The organism is Halorussus salinisoli (assembly GCA_005239435.1).
Taxonomy (GTDB): Archaea; Halobacteriota; Halobacteria; order Halobacteriales; family Haladaptataceae; genus Halorussus; species Halorussus salinisoli.
In genome coordinates this window covers 98,994-114,945 of the sequence record SZNP01000001.1, presented here as the reverse complement: position 1 = coordinate 114,945, position 15,952 = coordinate 98,994, and the positions used below count along the sequence as shown (strand labels likewise).

Below are 15,952 nucleotides of genomic sequence, written 5' to 3'. Positions count from 1 at the left end.
ACGAATCGATACGATTTAACCTCCGTCGCGCGTTCGTACACCTGTGATTAGCGTACTCCTCCTCGTCGGTCTCGCGGTCGCAGTCTTCGTCGGTTTCAACATCGGTGGTTCCTCGACCGGTGTCGCGTTCGGTCCCGCAGTCGGAAGTGGCGTCCTCTCGAAACTCGGCGCGGCGGGTCTGATGGCGAGTTTCGCGTTGCTGGGCGGGTGGACCGTCGGACGGAACGTCGTGGCGACGATGGGCGGCAAAATCGTCCCCTCGGCACTGTTCACGCTTCCCGCGAGCGTGGGCGTCCTCTTCTTCGTCGGACTGGCGCTGCTCGTCTCGAACCTGTTCGGCGTCCCCGCCTCCACCTCGATGACCGCCGTCGGCGCTATCGCCGGACTCGGCGTCGCGGCGGGCGACATCGACTGGGGCGTGATGGGCCAGATCGTCTCGTGGTGGCTGGTCGCTCCCATCGTCGCCTTCTGGGTCTGTGCGGTCATCGGACGCTACCTCTACCCCTACCTCGACGTGTGGTTCCGCATCGACCGGTCGGAGGGACCGCTGTTCGAGTACGGCCGCGTGGCGTCGATTCCGTATCCAGTCCCGAGCGCGACGACGAATCGCCGCGAACTCGTCAGTAGCGTCCTCGTCGTCGTCATCGGCTGTTACATGGCGTTCTCGGCGGGCGCGAGCAACGTGGCGAACGCCGTCGCCCCGCTCGTCGGAAGCGGCGAGTTGGGAATCAATCAGGGTATCTTCCTCGCCGCGGGTGCCATCGGCCTCGGCGCGTTCACCATCGCGCGCCGGACCCTCGACACCGTGGGCAACGACCTCACCGACCTGCCGCTGTTGGCCGCGCTCATCGTGGAAGTAGTCTCGGCGTCGCTCATCACCTTCCTGTCGGTGCTGGGCATCCCCGCCAGCCTCGCGGTCAGCGCGACGATGTGCATCATCGGTCTCGGGTGGGGTCGGGCGACCCGAGCGGTCAGGGTCAGAGACGCCGCGGCCGTCGCGGTTCGCGGCGAGGGCCAAGACGGCGGCGGGCCGGACGAGGGCGAGTCGAAGATGTCGGTCAACGCCCTCACCGCCGAACCCGAAGACGAGGTCCAGAAAATCGGTGAGGAGGACCCCGACGAACTCCAGACCAAGGACCTGTTCGACCCGTCCTCGACCGGCCGGGTCATCATGCTCTGGATTCTGACCCCGAGCATCTCGGCGATGGCGTCGTTCCTCCTCTTCGAGTTCTTCCCGATTTATCAGTAGCATCCGGGTTTCTCGGGGGGAAACAATAACTACTAACCATGTCGCGGCCGAACCATCGTCTGATGCCAACCGTAGAATACCTCAATTACGAAGTGCTGGACGACCAGGGCTGGGACATGGACGACGACGACCTCTTCGAGGAGGCCGCCGACGCGGGCCTCGACGACGAGGACTACGGTAGTCTCGACGTCGCCGAGGGCGAGTACATCCTCGAAGCCGCCGAGGCACAGGGCTACGACTGGCCCTTCTCGTGCCGCGCCGGTGCCTGTGCGAACTGCGCAGCCATCGTCAAAGAGGGCGAAATCGACATGGACATGCAGCAGATTCTCTCCGACGAGGAGGTCGAAGAGAAGAACGTCCGCCTGACCTGCATCGGTAGCGCTGCGACGGACGAGGTCAAGATCGTCTACAACGCCAAGCACCTCGACTACCTCCAGAACCGCGTCATATAGACCGGGTTCGCGGTTCGATTTTTTGCGCCAGTGCCGCCGGATAGCCCCAGCACTCGCCGACAGTTCTTTTACGAGGTTCGGTAACGTCCTCACGATAGATGACGGACAGCCCCGAGAATTCGACCCGAACGATGCGGGATACCTTCCGCGTCTGGAACTTCGACGCCGTAGAGCGCGAAGTCGTCCTCCGGAGTTCGGACGACCAGTACGTCGCCATCTCGCTACCGGAAGACGACGCGAACTTGTTCGAGCGACTGTCGGATTCGTCGGCCACCGTAGAGGCAACGCTCGTGGAAGCCGACGGAACTGGCCCGTCGTGGCGATTAGACGCGATTCACGCGGTCGACGAAGACGCGTAAACGCCAGGTCACCGCACGGCTTCTCGGCCTCTCCTCTTACATTTATATAGGAAGCCGAAACAAACCTCGCTCACGGAGAACTACTCGCCGTGTCTACCCCAATCGACGCCTCGATACCCGACTTACTCAGACTACTCGTCGTCCCCGTCTTCGGGTGGGCCGCGTGGCGGGACGTGAAGACCCGCCGAGTGCCCAACCGGACGTGGTACCCGCTCGCCGCGCTCGCGATCGTCCTGCTGGCGGTAGAGGGCTGGCAGGCGTGGACCGGAACGCCGTACGAGACGCGCGCGTTCGCGCTCCGGGCGGCGATTAGCCTCGGCTTCGTCGCGCCGCTGGTACTCGCGTTCTGGTGGTTCCGCGCGTTCGGCGGTGCGGACGCCAAGGCGTTCCTCGTGATCGCCGCGCTCTTCCCCACGTATCCGACCTACGAGGTCCTCGGATGGGTGCTTCCCCACCAGCAGACCGCGGTCGGCGTGTTCTCGCTGACCGTCCTGACGAACACGGTCCTGCTCGGCGCGCTCTACCCGCTCGCGGTCTTCGCGCGCAACGCGGCCGCCGGACGGTTCTCGTCGGTGATGGTGGTCGGCAAGCCGGTTCGGTGGGACGACGTGCCCGATGAACACGGTCGCCTGCTGGAGACGCCCGACGGCGTGACCCGCAACGGCGTAGACCTGGACGCGGTGCGGATGTACCTCCGGTGGCGCGGCCTGACGCTGGCCGACCTGCGTGAGCGCGCCGACCACCTCCGAGACCCGGCGACCCTTCCAGCGGAACCGAATCCGCCGGGCGACGGCGCGGCGGTCGAAGTGCGAGCGGACGGCGGCGCGGCCGAAGCTATCCCGGACGAAGACGCGCCCGTCGACGACCCGTGGGGCGCGGCGGCGTTCCTCGCGGACATCGACCACGGCGCGTACGGGACGACCCCCGAGGGCCTGCGCGACGGACTGGACGTGTTGACCCGCGAGGAGCGCGTCTGGGTCTCGCCCGGCATCCCGTTCGTCGTGCCGCTGTTCGTCGGGACCGCCGTGGCGCTGACCTACGGCGACCTGCTGTTCGGCGCGATAGCTTTCTTCGGTCTCGCGTGAGGGTGAGAACGTCCCGTTCGTAAGTTGGACCGAGCGGGTTCGAGAACGGCGTCGTCTTTCGGGGACACGGAGAATGATTTCTGTTTCTCTTAGAAAATAGTATATTTCTGTAGCATAACTGTATAATTGTCTCACGGTTCAGAAACCGACGTTCCGTTCGCGAAGGCGACCCCGAGAAATCCTCGAACCGCGCATCCGTCGCCTTCGACTAGGCCGCTTCAGTCGCTTCCTCGCCGGGTTCGGCCGCCCGCTCGGTGTCCGCTCGCCGTCGGTTCCGCAGGACGAGCGCCCCGAACAGGACGCCACCGACGGCCCGGAACAGGAGGTCGAAGACGCCCGGAGAGAGTTCCGTGGTGACGCCGACCAGTGACAGCAGACTCGTGGCGGAGTTGAACAGCAAGAGCGGAGCCATCAGCAGCAGCGCGGCCACCGCGAACCCCGCGCGGCCGAGTCTGTTTACGTCGGTGTAGAGGTACGCGATGACGGTCGCGCCGAGCGCGACGACGCCGACGAACACCCCGACCACTGGAATCACGACCTCCGGTACGAAGTAGCCTACGTCGGCCACGTCGGAGAAGCCGATGACCGCCACCTCTTCGCCGGTTCCCGTCCCGCGGAGCAGGAGGATACCGGGGGTCAGCACGAACGCGAAGGGGACGATGGCCTTGTTCAGCGACAGCGAGAACGCCTTTACCCCCGTCTCGAACTGATCGGACTTGGCGATGCCGGAGGCGGCGTAGGCCGCCACCGCGACCGGGGGCGTGATGTCCGCGATGACGCCGAAGTAGAGGATGAACAGGTGAGCCGCGAGAATCGGGATGCCCCCGATCTCGCTGATGGCCGGGCCGAGCATCGAGACGAGGATGATGTAGGTCACGGTCGTGGGCATCCCCATCCCGAGGATGATGGACGAAACCGCGGTCAACACCAGTAGGATGACGATGGAACCGCCCGCGATGGAGCGGATGAGCGCGGTCAGATTCGGCCCGAGGCCGCTCACGCTGATGACGCCCGGAATGATGCCCGCGGCCGCGACCGCGACGACGACGGTCGTCGCGGTTCGCGCACCAGCGTCCATCGACTTCAGGATGAAGCTCCCGAACTGGAACGGCCGATTCTCGGAGAGTCGTGGCCGCCGGAGTGCGTTGGCTGTCGTGGCCACTGCGTGATCGACCTGCGCGTCGAAGTCGAGCAGTGGCGCGTCGGCGTGAGGCCGGAGGAGCATCGTGACGAGACTGACCGCCAGCGTCATCCAGCCGAGTTTTCCGGTCGCAGCGAGTACCGCCGCGACCGGAGCCACCCCTTCGCCCGGTGCCCCTCCCGTGAGGGCCTCGATTATCCCCGCCCCGGTGGTCAGAAAGCTCGCCGCCTCCAGCACGAACAGCGCCGTGATCGTCCCGAGCAGAGGGACCCGAATCTCCTCGTCGTAGGCCACCACGAGCGCGATGAGCGCCGCGATGGCGACCAACGTGAACCACGCCGAGCGCGCGACCGACAGGCGCTCGACGATGAGGTAGTAGAGCAACAGTACGAGCGGCACGAGGTAGAACCACCCGCGCCGGAGGTGGGGCACCCACGACACGATTTCGTCGGGCGACAGGCCACCGATGTTTCGCTTCGACGCTTCGAGATCGACCATCACCCAGACGCCGAAGAAGAACACGACCGCGGGAATCGCGGCCGCCATTATCACGTCGCGGAACGGCGTCAGCGTGTACTCCACGATGAGGAACGCGGCCGCACCCATCACTGGCGGGAGAATCTGGCCGCCCGACGACGCCGACGACTCGACCGCACCAGAGAACTCGGGGCTGTAGCCCGACCGCTTCATCAGCGGAATCGTGAACGCGCCCGTGGTGACGGTGTTCGCAATCGAAGAGCCACTGATGGTCCCCATGAAGCCGCTGGCGATGATACTGGCCTTCGCGGGACCGCCCCGGCGCTCGCCGGTCGCCGAGTACGCGAGGTCGATGAACCACTTGCCCGCACCGCTCATCTCGAGGAACGCCCCGAACAGGATGAAGATGTAGATGAACCGGACGCTGACCGTGACCGGAATCCCGAACACGCCGTTCTCGGTGTTGTACCAGAGGTTCTGGATAATCGAGTCCCACCCCAGCGGCGTGATGGAGAGGACCCCGACGTACGGGGCGTCCAGCGGGATGAGGTACCCCCACCGCGCGTAGACGATGAACGACGTGACGATGAGCATCAGGTACAGGCCCAGCGCCCGCCGGGTCGCCTCCAGCACGAGAAGGACGCCGACGGTCCCCAGAACGAAGGCGTACGAGGTATCGTTCAGCGGAATCCCGAGGATCGAGAACAGGTCGGTCACGGGGTCGAGGAAGGGGTACACCTCGTCTATCGTGCTCCCGATACCGAGGCCGAGCGCCCGCATCCGCCGAATCTCTCCGAAGTCGGTTATCATGTACGCCGCCGCGAGGAACGAGAACAGGACGAGTATCCAGTCCACGGGGGTGACTCGCCGACGCTCGGGGTCCATGACGGCCCAGCGGACCGCCCCGCGGACGCCCTCGACTGCGCGTGTGACGGGACTGTCCGCACCGAATCGCTCTCGCGTCTCCGGGACTAGACGAGCGAGACGGCGCGAGAGGAACCCGTCGCCCATCGTCGGCGGAAACAGCAGGAAGGTCAGCACCAGCGCGAAACAGACGTGAATCGCGTTTATCTGCAACAACTGGAGCGCCGCGAGTTCGACCGTCCCGACGACCGGGAGCGTCGCCTCGAAGACGAAGCCACGGGCCGCCAGCCACATCTGGAACGCCGAGAACGAGATACCGATTATCGAGACCGCGAGCGCCATCCAGCCCCGAAGCGAGCGCTGGCGCTCCAGTTCCTCGATGAGTTCCTGTCGCTTTTCCTCCGGAATAACCTCGTCGTCGATGGAATCGTCTACGCTCATGTCAGAGTATGGAAGAGGGAGCCGTTTCGGGCGAGGACCGGTTTGCGACGTAGACGTTGACCGAACGAGCGTCCGACAGCGCCACGAGGTCGAACGTCCGGTCGCCGACTATCAGTTCGTGGCCCGCAATCGTGCCGGGTTTGACGTAGAGCTGCTCGTAGCTACCCTCGGGGTCGAAGACGAAGGTCCCGTCGTCGGTCACGTTCACGTCCGCCCGAGACGGGAGGCCCGCGCCGTAGGAGCGAAACTCCATCCGGACCATCTCCAGTCGCGTCCCGTTGACCTCGTACACGTCCAACACGGGGGTCTTCTCGACGCTGTGAGTGTAGTTCAGCGCGACCGTCGTTCCCTCCGAGACCGGGACTGCGAGCAGACGTTCACCTGTCTCCACGTCCTCGACCACCAGCAGTCGCTGGCTCTCGTCGACCTCCAGCGGTCGCTGGTCGTCGGCCACCGCGTCCGGCGACCGCTCACCTGCAGTTAGTTCACCGGCGAACACCCCGAAACCGACGACCGACGCCACCAGCAGGCACGCACCGACCAGAATCGGGAGTCGGGTCACAGTTTCAGCTTTCTGTCGTCGTCTCCGTCATCCCGGTGTCAGTTTCGTTGCCCGTGTCGGTCTCGTTGCCGGTCGGTGCCTCGGTCGTCGCGGGACCGAAGACGGCTCTGGCACCCGGATGGAGTGGGATGGACATGCCATCGAGTGCGGTGTCCTCGCTGATGAAGTCGGCCTTGATGGTCAGGGCGTCCGTGTTCTCGAAGATGGCCCGCGTGACCGACTCGACCGTGTCGGCCGACAGATCCTGGTTGGTCGCTATCATCGCCTGCACCGAGACCGTCGGCACGTCCTCGTCCACGCCGCTGTAGGTCCCACCTGGAATCTCGTCTTCGGCGAACAGCGGGGAAGCGTCGAGTACCTGCTCGCGGGTGTCACCGGATATCTCCACGATGGAGATGTCCGTCGTCGTCGCTAATTCCTCGATAGCACCGAGTGGCCACCCACCGACGACGAAGGCCGCGTCGATGTCGCCGTCACGTAGCTGGTCGGCCGCCTGCGCGAAGCTGGCGTTCTGCTCCTCGAAGTCGTCAGTCGTGATGCCGACCGTCTCCAGAATCTGAAGCGCGTTGACCTGCGTTCCGCTCCCGAGGTCGCCCGTATTGATGGTCGCGCCTTCGAGGTCTTCGATAGTCTCGATACCGGTTTCCGGCCGGGTCACGACATGAATTGTCTCGGGATACAGCGTTGCTACGCCCCGTAGACTCTCGATTGCCTCCCCTTGGAAGGCTTCGATACCGGTTCCGTTGTACGCGAAGAACGCAATGTCGTTCTGGATGAGCGCGAAGTCGGCGTCCCCGCGAGCGAGGCTCCCGACGTTCTCGACGCTCGCACCCGTGGATTGGACCTGTATCGTGAAGTCGGTGTTCTCCTCGATGACCGTCTTGAACTCGTTCGAGAGCGGGAAGTACGTGCCTCCGGTCCCGCCGGCGTGCCACGAAAGCCGTTGGCCCTGGTCCTGCGCGAGGCCGGTTCCCGTAACTCCGAGGAGTCCCGCGAGACCGGCGGCCGCTGTTCCCTTCAGTACGTCTCGTCTGTTGTTGTCTCCCACCATGAAATGTGTCATATTCGTCAACCGGCATTATACCTACCGACGCTTCTCGGTGGAAACACCGCGTTACGCCCTTCAAACGCCGGAATTCTTCGGAATAATCGAAACGAGAATACGGCAATCCGACGTTGGCGTCCGAAGACGGTGGAAATCGCCCAGTACTGCTCGCCGTCACATCGTCTCCGTCCGGCAAATCGCGGATTACTGTCTAGACAGTCCTTCGGACCGGCGCGGACCATTCGAATCGAAACCCTATTGCCGGTCGCATAGCACTCAAGCGTATGGAGACAGTTCGTGCAACGGATTACCACGACGTCGCGCAGGTCGAGGACCCGCGCGTCTCGCCCGACGGCGAGTCCGTCGCGTTCGTCCGAAAGGTTCCCAAATCAGACGACGAGTACGAGGCGACAGTCTACGTGGTCCCGGTCGGCGGGGATGAACCCCGGCAGTTCACCGTCGCCGAGGGCGTGGACAGCCAACCTCGGTGGAGTCCAAGCGGCGACCGCCTCGCTTTCGTCAGCACTCGCGGCGCGGACGACGACCGGCCCCAGTTGTGGGTGATGCCGACCGACGGCGGCGAGGCCCAACAGGTGACGGACGTGGTCGGCGGCGTCTCGGGGCTCGCGTGGTCGCCCGACGGGAGTCGAATCGCGTTCGTCCAGCAGGCCACCGAAGAGGACCGCGAGGACGGCCGAGATATCGGTCTCGACGGCGAGGACTTCGACCCAGAAGAACCGGACCCGCGGGTCATCGACCGGATGGTCTACCGGGCCGGGGAGCAGTACTTCGACGGGCGGCGCTCGCACGTCTACGTGGTCGAACTGGAGGACGCCGATGTAGAACGCCTCACCGACGGCGACTACGACCATCTGGAACCCGAGTGGGCCGACGAAACGACGCTCTACTACGGCGCACGGCGGACCGGCGACCCCGACGACAACATCCGCATCGATATCGCGGAGTACGACCTCGAGACCGGCGAGGAGACCGAAACCGTCACTCAGACGACCGGGTGGACGCCGATGCTCGCGGCCGCGAACGACGGGCGACTCGCGTACGCCTACACGCCCGAGGAGAACGCGACGCTCCGCCAGACCGAGATCGAGGTACTGGACCGCGAGACCGGCGAGGTGACGACTCCGACCGAGTCGCTGGACCGGACGCTGGACATGTCGATGTCGGTCCAGTGGGGACCGAGCGACGAGAACCTCTACTTCCTGACGCCCGACGAGGGAGAGTTCTCCGTCTGGCGCGCGCCGGCCGACGCCAGCACCGACCCCGAGCGCGTGGTCGGCGCGGGCACCGTGGAGGACGCGACGGTCGGCGAGGATAAAATCGCGTTCGTCCGGTCGGAGTGGGACCACCCAGGCGACGTGTTCGTCTCGACGCCGGGCGGCGCGGAGACCCGGCGTCTCACCCGAGTCAATAGCGAGTATCTCGACGACCGAGCAGTCTGCCAACCGGAGGAGATTCGCTTCGAGAACGATTCCGGCGACGAAATCCAGGGCTGGATGCTGACGCCGCCAGACTTCGATTCGAGCGAGGAGTACCCCCTCGCGGTCGAAATCCACGGCGGGCCACACTCGATGTGGACCACGAGCGGGATGATGTGGCACGAGTTCCAACTGCTCGCGGCGCGGGGCTACGTCGTCTTCTGGTCGAACCCTCGGGGTTCGACGGGGTACGGCGAGGAGTTCATGGCCGCGCTCGGAGGCGGCCAGTGGGGACCGCCGGCCTACGAGGACGTGATGGCTGGCGTGGACGAAGTGGCGGGACGGGAGTACGTGGACGACGAGAACATGTTCGTGACCGGCGGCAGTTACGGCGGCTACATGACGACGTGGGTCGTCGGCCACACCGACCGCTTCGCCGGCGCGGTCAGCCAGCGCGGCGTCTACGAACTCAACAGTTTCTACGGTTCGACCGACGCGTTCAAGCTAATCGAGTGGGACTTCGACACGACCCCGTCGGAGGACGCCGAGTTCCTCTGGGAGCAGTCGCCGGCGGCCTACGCCGACGAAGTGGACACTCCGACGCTGCTCGTCCACGCCGACGACGACTACCGCGTCCCGGTGAACAACGCCGAGATGCTCTATCTGCTCTACAAGAAGAACGGCGTGGAGACCAGACTGGTGCGCTACCCGGGCGAGGGCCACGAACTCTCCCGAAGCGGCGACCCCGGCCACGTCGTGGATCGCCTCGAACGCATCGTCCGCTGGTTCGACGGCTACTCCGACCACCACGACGTGCCGAAGGCGCTGGAGCGTGGCGACGACGGCCTGTTGGCGGGTGAGGAGGAGAGCGAGGCCGACGACGAGGCCGACGAGGACGGCGATAACGAGGAGTAGCTACCGTTCGCGCTCTCGGCCGAGAGGAAACGACGGCCCGACCGCCACTTCAGTCACATTTGTTATATAGAGGTCGGCTTCGGGAGAGTTCCTCACGCAGAAAATCCCGTCGACGTCGCGTGGTTTTACACCCGAAACGAAGGGGTTCGACGACCGTCGGTACTGATTGACACGAACCGCTCCGGAGCGGTACGTTCCACAGTGGTGGTGGCTTTCGTGAGGAGGTTTATCGCCGAGGGTGACGCCGCTTCGGTCGGTTCTCCAGTCGAGACGAAGGGGTTCGTCGGACGGTGAACGTCGAGAGTCGGTCAATCCACGATGATGTCCGCGTCGGCGTCCGCGACGGCCGGGTGGTCGTCGGGTTGCATCTCGGACTCGTAGCGGTCTATCCAGTCGGCGAAGCACTCGGGGCAGAGCCGTTGGCTATCGATCTGCGAGCGGTCCACTGTCAGTCGGACGGTGCGCGCCAGCGCGTCCGAAACGGGGTCGCCGCAGTCGTTACAGGGGTCCTCGTCGTCGGCCATGCTTTGGCGTCTGTAGGGCGGACATATAGGTTTTGGCGATAGTTCGGTCCGGCGAGATTAGCGGCGCTTTCGAATCGAATCACCCGTCGGGCGGGGTTACTGGGTCAATCGTAGAAAGTTCTGTATTTCCCTGGCATGCCTCGATACGGCTTTAGAAGGTAGAAATATTGCTTAAAGGGTACCACACGTCGGTATGCGAGCGAGAGCGTTCCACTCGAAGCGGACGGGCGAGCGACGCGAACGTTTTTCCTCGCGGCGGGTGTGGTACCGACGATGGGAACCGACGACGACGCCGACCGCTACCGCATCGCCGTCGCGGTCGGCAACCCCGACCACGCCGAGCAGTTGGTCCGGACGGCGGTGGACGTGGCCCGCGAACGGGACGGCGAGGTGTTCGTCGTCGGCGTCATCTCGACGCCGCAGGAGTCGCCGTTCGCGCTGTTCACCGACGAGGTCATCACTCGCGAGTTCGGCGGCGAGCGACAGGCCGTGCTCGACAGCGCGATGGAGGTCGCCTCCGGTACGGGCGTCCCCGTCTCCGGAAAGCTCTTCGTCGCTTCGTCGGTGGCGAGAGGCGTCCTCACGGCAGTCCGGGAGCGCGACTGCGACGGCCTCCTAATCGGTTGGCGGGAGCGAACCCGGGAGAACGCGGTCCTCGGGACCAACGTCGACCGCATCGTGCGTCGGGCCGACTGCGACGTGCTGGTCGAGAAAATCGGCGCGCTCGCCGGGGAGGTCGAGACCGTCCTCCTGCCGGTCGCCCGGAGTCCGCACGCCGAACTCGCCGCGTCCGTGGCGCGAGCGATTGCAGTCTCCAACGACGCCCGCGTGGACCTCCTTCGGGTCGTCGAGTCGGCCAGCGACGAGTCCGAGGCCCGCGACCTGCTCGCCGAACGGGCAGACTCGCTCCCCGGCGTCGAAGTCGAGACCACCGTCCTGGAGGGCGACGTTCCGGAGGTCATCGTCGCGGAGTCGGAGTTCCACGACGTGACGGTCCTCGGAGCGACCCGGACGGGCGCGGTTCGGCGGCGCATCGTGGGTTCGACGCCGCGGGAAGTCGGGCGGCGCGCCGAGGGGACGGTCATCATGGCGCGAAAGGGAGACGGGTCGCTGGTGTCGCGGGTGTTCCGGTTGTAGGTCGAGGAAGTTTCGGCAGGCGGGCTTACTCGAAGATTTTCTCTTTCTCGCGCGACCGCGACCGAGACGAAGAGCCACCGGAGCCACCGACGAGTTTCGAGACGGCGAGGTACGCCAGATACAGCAGTAGAGCGACGACCAGCAACGAGACGACGGTGCTCACGAACCACGAGACGATACCGAGGACGACCGTCACGACCTCCAGCACGACCCAGAGGACGAGGAGTCCGAGCGCGGCCCAACCGCCGATGCGTAGCCACCTGTTCATACTCGACGAGTTAGATTCCGGTGGACAAGAGTGTTTGGCCGTTGATTTACCGTCTCAGAGGGGAATAGAAGAAGTTTCCGAACCATTCGGTGACGTACTCGGTCGAATCCGTTACTTCGTCCGGAACGCCCGGTCGCCCGCGTCGCCGAGACCGGGTACGATGAAGCCTTTGTCGTTGAGTTCGTCGTCGATGGCGACCGTCAGCAGGTCGGCCTCGTCGAACGCGTCGCCGACGCGGAGCAGACCCTCGGGCGCGCTGACCGCCGAGAGGACGAACAGGTCTTCGGGGTTCGGTTGCTCGTTCAGCACTTCGTCGAGAACGGCACACATCGTCGACCCCGTGGCGAGCATCGGGTCGGCGACGATGACGGTGTCCTTCTCGCGAATTTCGGGGAGTTTCACGTAGTCGATGGTGATGGGGAAGGTGCCGTCCTCCTCGCGTCCGGCCTCCTCGTCACGGCCCGCGCTGATGACGCCCTGCTTGGCGCGCGGGAAGGCCTTCAGCAGGCCCTCCACGAAGGGAGTCGCGGCCCGAAGCACGTTGATGATGACCACGTCGTCGAGTCCTTTGACGCGTTCGCCGGTCGTCTCGGTCAGTGGCGTCTGGATGGAGACGTACTCGGTCTCCATCGCGCCGTCGATGATCTCGTAGCCACAGATGCGGCCGAGTTTGACGAGACCCTTCCGGAAGCCGACCTGCTCGGTCTCTACGTCCCGAATCTTCGAGAGGGTGTCCTGTGCCAAGGCGTGCGTGAGGAGTTTGGCGTCCCCGCGGTCTTCGATGGGCATGTTCGTCCAAACGACGGGTGCGCGGGGGCTTATCTTTTGATATGGGCGGCGAGACCGAGAGTCGGACCCACGGACCAGCGCGCCAGTATCGAATCCCGTCGTCGGGACGCGGACCCGAACTGGCGAACTACCACACGACGAGATACGTCAGAACCATCACGAGACCGGTCGCAACTGCGACGGTCGGCCACGTAAACGCCAGCAGGTCGAGATACGACAGGCCCCAGACCACGAGGGAGGCGAACGCGGCCGACAGCACGAGATTCATGAGAAGCAACACTCGCGGGTCGCCTTTCGAGTTCGGCATCGGCCGACTGTCGTTCGTACACCGACTTATCTCTTCCCCGACAGCGCGTGGGCAGGCCAGTAGAGCGAAGACGACGGAGTGCCGAGAACGTGTATGGGTTGGGGGAACAGATTCGGCACGCCGGTAGACCCGGTACCGTTTCTGGTGGTCGCGGCACTCGGGTTCCTGTTCAGCTACACGCTCGGCCCGAGCTACCTGATGGCGTTCGGCGCGGAGTTGGCGGGCGGACTGGGCTACTCCACGATGGCGTTTCTGGTCGTCACCGGACTCGCCTACTACCGCCTGGTCTGGACCGCCCGGCCGGACCTCCGACGCGAGGTGCCAGCACAGCTCCGCCTTCGGCGAATCGTACTCGGCGGGGTGGCCGTCGCCGGGGTGTTCGCACTCCTCGCGCTTCCGCTTCTGGACGCGGTGTTCTGACCCGGCTTCTTCGCATGCTCCCCGAACGTCCGCGTGCGCTTTCCGGCGGTATTTTGGAACGGCCTGCGGTTCGTAGCGAGCAGGTCGGCTTTCGAGAGTGACCGTAACACTTTCCGTCCGACCTACGTAGGGCCGACGATGCGCCAAGTCGAAGTCTCGGCGTTCGTGCCCGCGCCGCCGTCGGCGGTTGAGCGCGCGCTCACGCCCGAGGCCGTGGTCGAGTACGAGGGGAGTTTCGAGGTTCGAACGGTCGAAGCGACCGACGACGGATGGGCGGTGACCGCCAGCGCGCGCGGACTGACAATGCACCTCGACTTCGAGGAGCGCGAGAACGGTCTCGTCTGCCGCCAGCGCGGCGACGCCGGTCCCTTCGAGTCGATGGAGACCGAGATCTCGGTCGGACACGAAGACGAGGGGAGCAGGGTGACGATGCGGTCGTCGGTGAGTCTCGGCCTGCCGGCGTCGGCGATTTCGGACCGCATCGCCGCGTGGAAGCGGAGAGGGGAGATTCGCCGGGCGCTGGACAGGTTGGCCGAGGACGTGTGACCCGACCGAACGGGTGTACGTGTCGTAGTTACGTATTTAGTGACTATACATTTCTAAAGGATTCGTACGTATTTCTTTGAGACATATCTATATTTGTGGCGGCCAGATTCGTGGAACGACGGTGAAAGTCGAGGAGAAGTAACTACTGCCGACGCCAATCGTACCGCACCGCTCCGCACCGCAACCGCGAGGGCCTCGTCCCTCCCCAACCGCCTGCGCTTCTCGGCCTACGGCCTGCGATGTCTGCGAACGACGTTCGCAGACCAGCGAGACGCGTGGCGTCTCGCAAGCCTCGACCACCGGAGGACGAACAACGTCCTCCGAACCTGCGGTCACATCCGTTCCCGCAGACACCGGCAGACAACCCGCGTCTTCCGAGCCGTCGGTCACGTCCGTTCCCGACGACCCCGCGCGGTTAGCGCGGTGCGCGACTGCGCGCCGCGCCAGCCCGCGCTGGGGGAAGTTACGACAGTAGCGACCGGACGGAAGAATCACGAGTACGGTTAGAAAACTAAACCTCTGGCCGAACGAACCGAAGAAGACCACCGAGTGACCGGCGTGGCGGCAACTTTTTATCGGCGGGACGACTGTACGATAAACGATGACACTTGCCGACCGGATCGAGGTGTACCGCGATCGAGTGGAGGAGTGGCTTCACGGTCTCTATCACGGGATGATAGAGCATCCGGCCTTCGAACTCATCGAGAAGGAGGCCGAAGACACGGAGGACACCTTCATGTTCGCGTGCTTCGCCGACGCGTTCGGCATCCCGAGTCCGGTCTCTTACTACACCGCCGAACTGCTACCGTATCTCGGCGAGGAGTTCCAGCAGTGGGAACGTCGGATGTGGGACCGCGAATCTCTCATCGAGCGCAAGGGTCAACAGTACCACTTCTAAGCGACGACATACTCTTCAATAATGAACAAGTTCGTCTTCTTCGGCGGAAAGGGTGGAGTAGGCAAAACCACGGTCTCGTGCGCGTACGGTCTCAGGAGCGCGCGCGAGGGGTTGAAGACGCTGGTCGTTTCGACCGACCCGGCCCACAGCACCTCCGACGTGTTCGACCAGCAGTTCGGCGACGAACCGAAAGCGGTCGAGGGGTACGACGACCTCTGGGCGATGGAGATCGACCCCGACGAGGAAGTCGAGCGCCACATGCAGGAGATAAAGCGCACGATGAGCGACCAAGTGAGTCCCTCCATCGTCAACGAGATCGACCGCCAGATCGAACTCGCGCACCGGACGCCCGGCGCGTACGAGGCCGCGCTGTTCGACCGGTTCATCGACGTGATGCGCGACTCAGAGGAGTACGACCGGGTGGTCTTCGACACCTCGCCGACCGGTGGGACGCTCCGCCTGCTCTCGCTTCCGGACTTCCTCGAAAGCTGGATCGAGCGACTCGTGAAGAAACGCGAGAAGAGCATCGACCTCTACGAGAAGGCCGCTATCGGCGAACGCGAGGCCCGCAAGAAGGTCGCGGACGACCCCATCATCGCACGTCTCACCGAGCGCAAGCAGATGTTCGAGTTCGCCGGAGAGACGCTGCGCAACGACGCGACGTTCTTCCTCGTCCTGAATCCCGACGAACTCTCGATTCGGGAGACTCGCCGGGCCATCGGGGACCTCTCGGAGTACGGTCTCGGCGTCGAGGGACTGGTGGTCAACAAAATCGCGCCCGAACCCGACGCCGGCGAGGAGGGGACCGGCGCGCAGTACCTCCGCCAGCGACACGACACCGAACACGAACGCATCCGGCAAATCGACGAGGAGTTCCCCGAACCGGTCGTGGCCCGCATCCGCCAGCGAGTTGAGGAAGTCAAGGGCGACCTGTTGGACGACGTGGCGGCCGAACTAGACATCGAAGTCGCGCCGGAGGTGAGTGTCTGACAAAACGCGCCGGTCGGCGGGCCGGAACGTTTAGGAGCAGAATTTAC

Annotated in this window: 17 protein-coding genes; 10 read left to right on the top strand and 7 right to left on the bottom strand. The window is 64.7% G+C overall.

Annotated features, from left to right (window positions below; all coding sequences use genetic code 11):
* Positions 1-43 precede the first annotated feature (43 nt).
* From E2484_RS05060 to E2484_RS05045, 4 genes are all read left to right on the top strand, one after another.
* On the top strand, positions 44-1,249 hold the full coding sequence (locus E2484_RS05060; protein WP_137284152.1) for an inorganic phosphate transporter: 1,206 nt from the start codon (positions 44-46) through the stop codon (positions 1,247-1,249).
* A gap of 62 nt (positions 1,250-1,311) precedes the next feature.
* Positions 1,312-1,701 carry a ferredoxin Fer gene (gene fer / locus E2484_RS05055; RefSeq protein ID WP_137284151.1) on the top strand — a complete coding sequence of 130 codons (390 nt, stop codon included), beginning with the start codon at positions 1,312-1,314 and terminating at the stop codon, positions 1,699-1,701.
* Between the two features lie 98 nt (positions 1,702-1,799).
* Entirely contained in the window at positions 1,800-2,060 is a 261-nt protein-coding gene (locus tag E2484_RS05050; RefSeq protein ID WP_137284150.1) for a hypothetical protein, read from the top strand.
* A gap of 89 nt (positions 2,061-2,149) precedes the next feature.
* Positions 2,150-3,145, top strand: a complete 996-nt coding sequence (locus E2484_RS05045) for an A24 family peptidase (RefSeq protein ID WP_394347898.1) — start codon at positions 2,150-2,152, stop codon at positions 3,143-3,145.
* A 208-nt stretch (positions 3,146-3,353) separates the two neighbouring features.
* On the opposite strand, the gene E2484_RS05040 is transcribed toward E2484_RS05045, so the two are convergent.
* The 3 genes from E2484_RS05040 to E2484_RS05030 form a co-directional block, all read right to left on the bottom strand.
* Positions 3,354-6,068: a TRAP transporter permease gene (locus tag E2484_RS05040; protein ID WP_137284149.1), complete on the bottom strand. Its 2,715-nt coding sequence runs from the start codon at positions 6,066-6,068 to the stop codon at positions 3,354-3,356.
* Between the two features lies 1 nt (position 6,069).
* Complete coding sequence (locus E2484_RS05035) at positions 6,070-6,522, bottom strand: DUF1850 domain-containing protein (RefSeq protein ID WP_170977304.1); 453 nt, start codon at positions 6,520-6,522, stop codon at positions 6,070-6,072.
* 112 nt (positions 6,523-6,634) lie between these two features.
* The gene (locus tag E2484_RS05030) at positions 6,635-7,681 is read right to left on the bottom strand and encodes a TAXI family TRAP transporter solute-binding subunit (protein ID WP_137284148.1); all 1,047 of its coding nucleotides are present in this window, start codon (positions 7,679-7,681) and stop codon (positions 6,635-6,637) included.
* Positions 7,682-7,959: 278 nt separating this feature from the next.
* Here E2484_RS05030 and E2484_RS05025 point away from each other — a divergent pair, with 278 nt between their 5' ends.
* The gene (locus tag E2484_RS05025) at positions 7,960-10,026 is read left to right on the top strand and encodes a S9 family peptidase (protein WP_137284147.1); all 2,067 of its coding nucleotides are present in this window, start codon (positions 7,960-7,962) and stop codon (positions 10,024-10,026) included.
* Between the two features lie 308 nt (positions 10,027-10,334).
* On the opposite strand, the gene E2484_RS05020 is transcribed toward E2484_RS05025, so the two are convergent.
* On the bottom strand, positions 10,335-10,550 hold the full coding sequence (locus E2484_RS05020; protein WP_137284146.1) for a DUF7569 family protein: 216 nt from the start codon (positions 10,548-10,550) through the stop codon (positions 10,335-10,337).
* Between the two features lie 273 nt (positions 10,551-10,823).
* Here E2484_RS05020 and E2484_RS05015 point away from each other — a divergent pair, with 273 nt between their 5' ends.
* On the top strand, positions 10,824-11,687 hold the full coding sequence (locus E2484_RS05015) for a universal stress protein (RefSeq protein ID WP_137284145.1): 864 nt from the start codon (positions 10,824-10,826) through the stop codon (positions 11,685-11,687).
* Positions 11,688-11,712: 25 nt separating this feature from the next.
* On the opposite strand, the gene E2484_RS05010 is transcribed toward E2484_RS05015, so the two are convergent.
* The 3 genes from E2484_RS05010 to E2484_RS05000 form a co-directional block, all read right to left on the bottom strand.
* Positions 11,713-11,955 carry a hypothetical protein gene (locus E2484_RS05010; RefSeq protein ID WP_321111858.1) on the bottom strand — a complete coding sequence of 81 codons (243 nt, stop codon included), beginning with the start codon at positions 11,953-11,955 and terminating at the stop codon, positions 11,713-11,715.
* Between the two features lie 111 nt (positions 11,956-12,066).
* Positions 12,067-12,744 carry a uracil phosphoribosyltransferase gene (upp, locus tag E2484_RS05005; RefSeq protein ID WP_137284144.1) on the bottom strand — a complete coding sequence of 226 codons (678 nt, stop codon included), beginning with the start codon at positions 12,742-12,744 and terminating at the stop codon, positions 12,067-12,069.
* Positions 12,745-12,871: 127 nt separating this feature from the next.
* Positions 12,872-13,051, bottom strand: coding sequence for a hypothetical protein (locus E2484_RS05000; RefSeq protein WP_137284143.1), 180 nt, complete (start codon positions 13,049-13,051; stop codon positions 12,872-12,874).
* Positions 13,052-13,144: 93 nt separating this feature from the next.
* On the opposite strand from E2484_RS05000, the gene E2484_RS04995 reads away from it, so the two are divergent.
* From E2484_RS04995 to E2484_RS04975, 4 genes are all read left to right on the top strand, one after another.
* Entirely contained in the window at positions 13,145-13,471 is a 327-nt protein-coding gene (locus E2484_RS04995) for a hypothetical protein (protein WP_137284142.1), read from the top strand.
* A 138-nt stretch (positions 13,472-13,609) separates the two neighbouring features.
* On the top strand, positions 13,610-14,017 hold the full coding sequence (locus tag E2484_RS04990; RefSeq protein WP_137284141.1) for an SRPBCC family protein: 408 nt from the start codon (positions 13,610-13,612) through the stop codon (positions 14,015-14,017).
* A gap of 601 nt (positions 14,018-14,618) precedes the next feature.
* Positions 14,619-14,915 (top strand): hypothetical protein, encoded by a 297-nt coding sequence (locus E2484_RS04980; protein ID WP_137284139.1) that lies wholly within the window; start codon positions 14,619-14,621, stop codon positions 14,913-14,915.
* A 21-nt stretch (positions 14,916-14,936) separates the two neighbouring features.
* Entirely contained in the window at positions 14,937-15,905 is a 969-nt protein-coding gene (locus E2484_RS04975; RefSeq protein ID WP_137284138.1) for an ArsA family ATPase, read from the top strand.
* Positions 15,906-15,952 lie beyond the last annotated feature (47 nt).

What these genes read in the sequence shown, in the direction of transcription:
- E2484_RS05025 (WP_137284147.1), top strand. Translation starts at nt 7,960, where the DNA reads ATGGAGACAGTTCGTGCAACGGATTACCACGACGTCGCGCAGGTCGAG.
- fer (WP_137284151.1), top strand. Translation starts at nt 1,312, where the DNA reads ATGCCAACCGTAGAATACCTCAATTACGAAGTGCTGGACGACCAGGGC.
- E2484_RS05020 (WP_137284146.1), bottom strand. Translation starts at nt 10,550, where the DNA reads ATGGCCGACGACGAGGACCCCTGTAACGACTGCGGCGACCCCGTTTCG.
- E2484_RS04990 (WP_137284141.1), top strand. Translation starts at nt 13,610, where the DNA reads ATGCGCCAAGTCGAAGTCTCGGCGTTCGTGCCCGCGCCGCCGTCGGCG.
- upp (WP_137284144.1), bottom strand. Translation starts at nt 12,744, where the DNA reads ATGCCCATCGAAGACCGCGGGGACGCCAAACTCCTCACGCACGCCTTG.
- E2484_RS04975 (WP_137284138.1), top strand. Translation starts at nt 14,937, where the DNA reads ATGAACAAGTTCGTCTTCTTCGGCGGAAAGGGTGGAGTAGGCAAAACC.
- E2484_RS05010 (WP_321111858.1), bottom strand. Translation starts at nt 11,955, where the DNA reads ATGAACAGGTGGCTACGCATCGGCGGTTGGGCCGCGCTCGGACTCCTC.
- E2484_RS05000 (WP_137284143.1), bottom strand. Translation starts at nt 13,051, where the DNA reads ATGCCGAACTCGAAAGGCGACCCGCGAGTGTTGCTTCTCATGAATCTC.
- E2484_RS05015 (WP_137284145.1), top strand. Translation starts at nt 10,824, where the DNA reads ATGGGAACCGACGACGACGCCGACCGCTACCGCATCGCCGTCGCGGTC.
- E2484_RS05030 (WP_137284148.1), bottom strand. Translation starts at nt 7,681, where the DNA reads ATGGTGGGAGACAACAACAGACGAGACGTACTGAAGGGAACAGCGGCC.
- E2484_RS05050 (WP_137284150.1), top strand. Translation starts at nt 1,800, where the DNA reads ATGACGGACAGCCCCGAGAATTCGACCCGAACGATGCGGGATACCTTC.
- E2484_RS05040 (WP_137284149.1), bottom strand. Translation starts at nt 6,068, where the DNA reads ATGAGCGTAGACGATTCCATCGACGACGAGGTTATTCCGGAGGAAAAG.
- E2484_RS04980 (WP_137284139.1), top strand. Translation starts at nt 14,619, where the DNA reads ATGACACTTGCCGACCGGATCGAGGTGTACCGCGATCGAGTGGAGGAG.
- E2484_RS04995 (WP_137284142.1), top strand. Translation starts at nt 13,145, where the DNA reads ATGGGTTGGGGGAACAGATTCGGCACGCCGGTAGACCCGGTACCGTTT.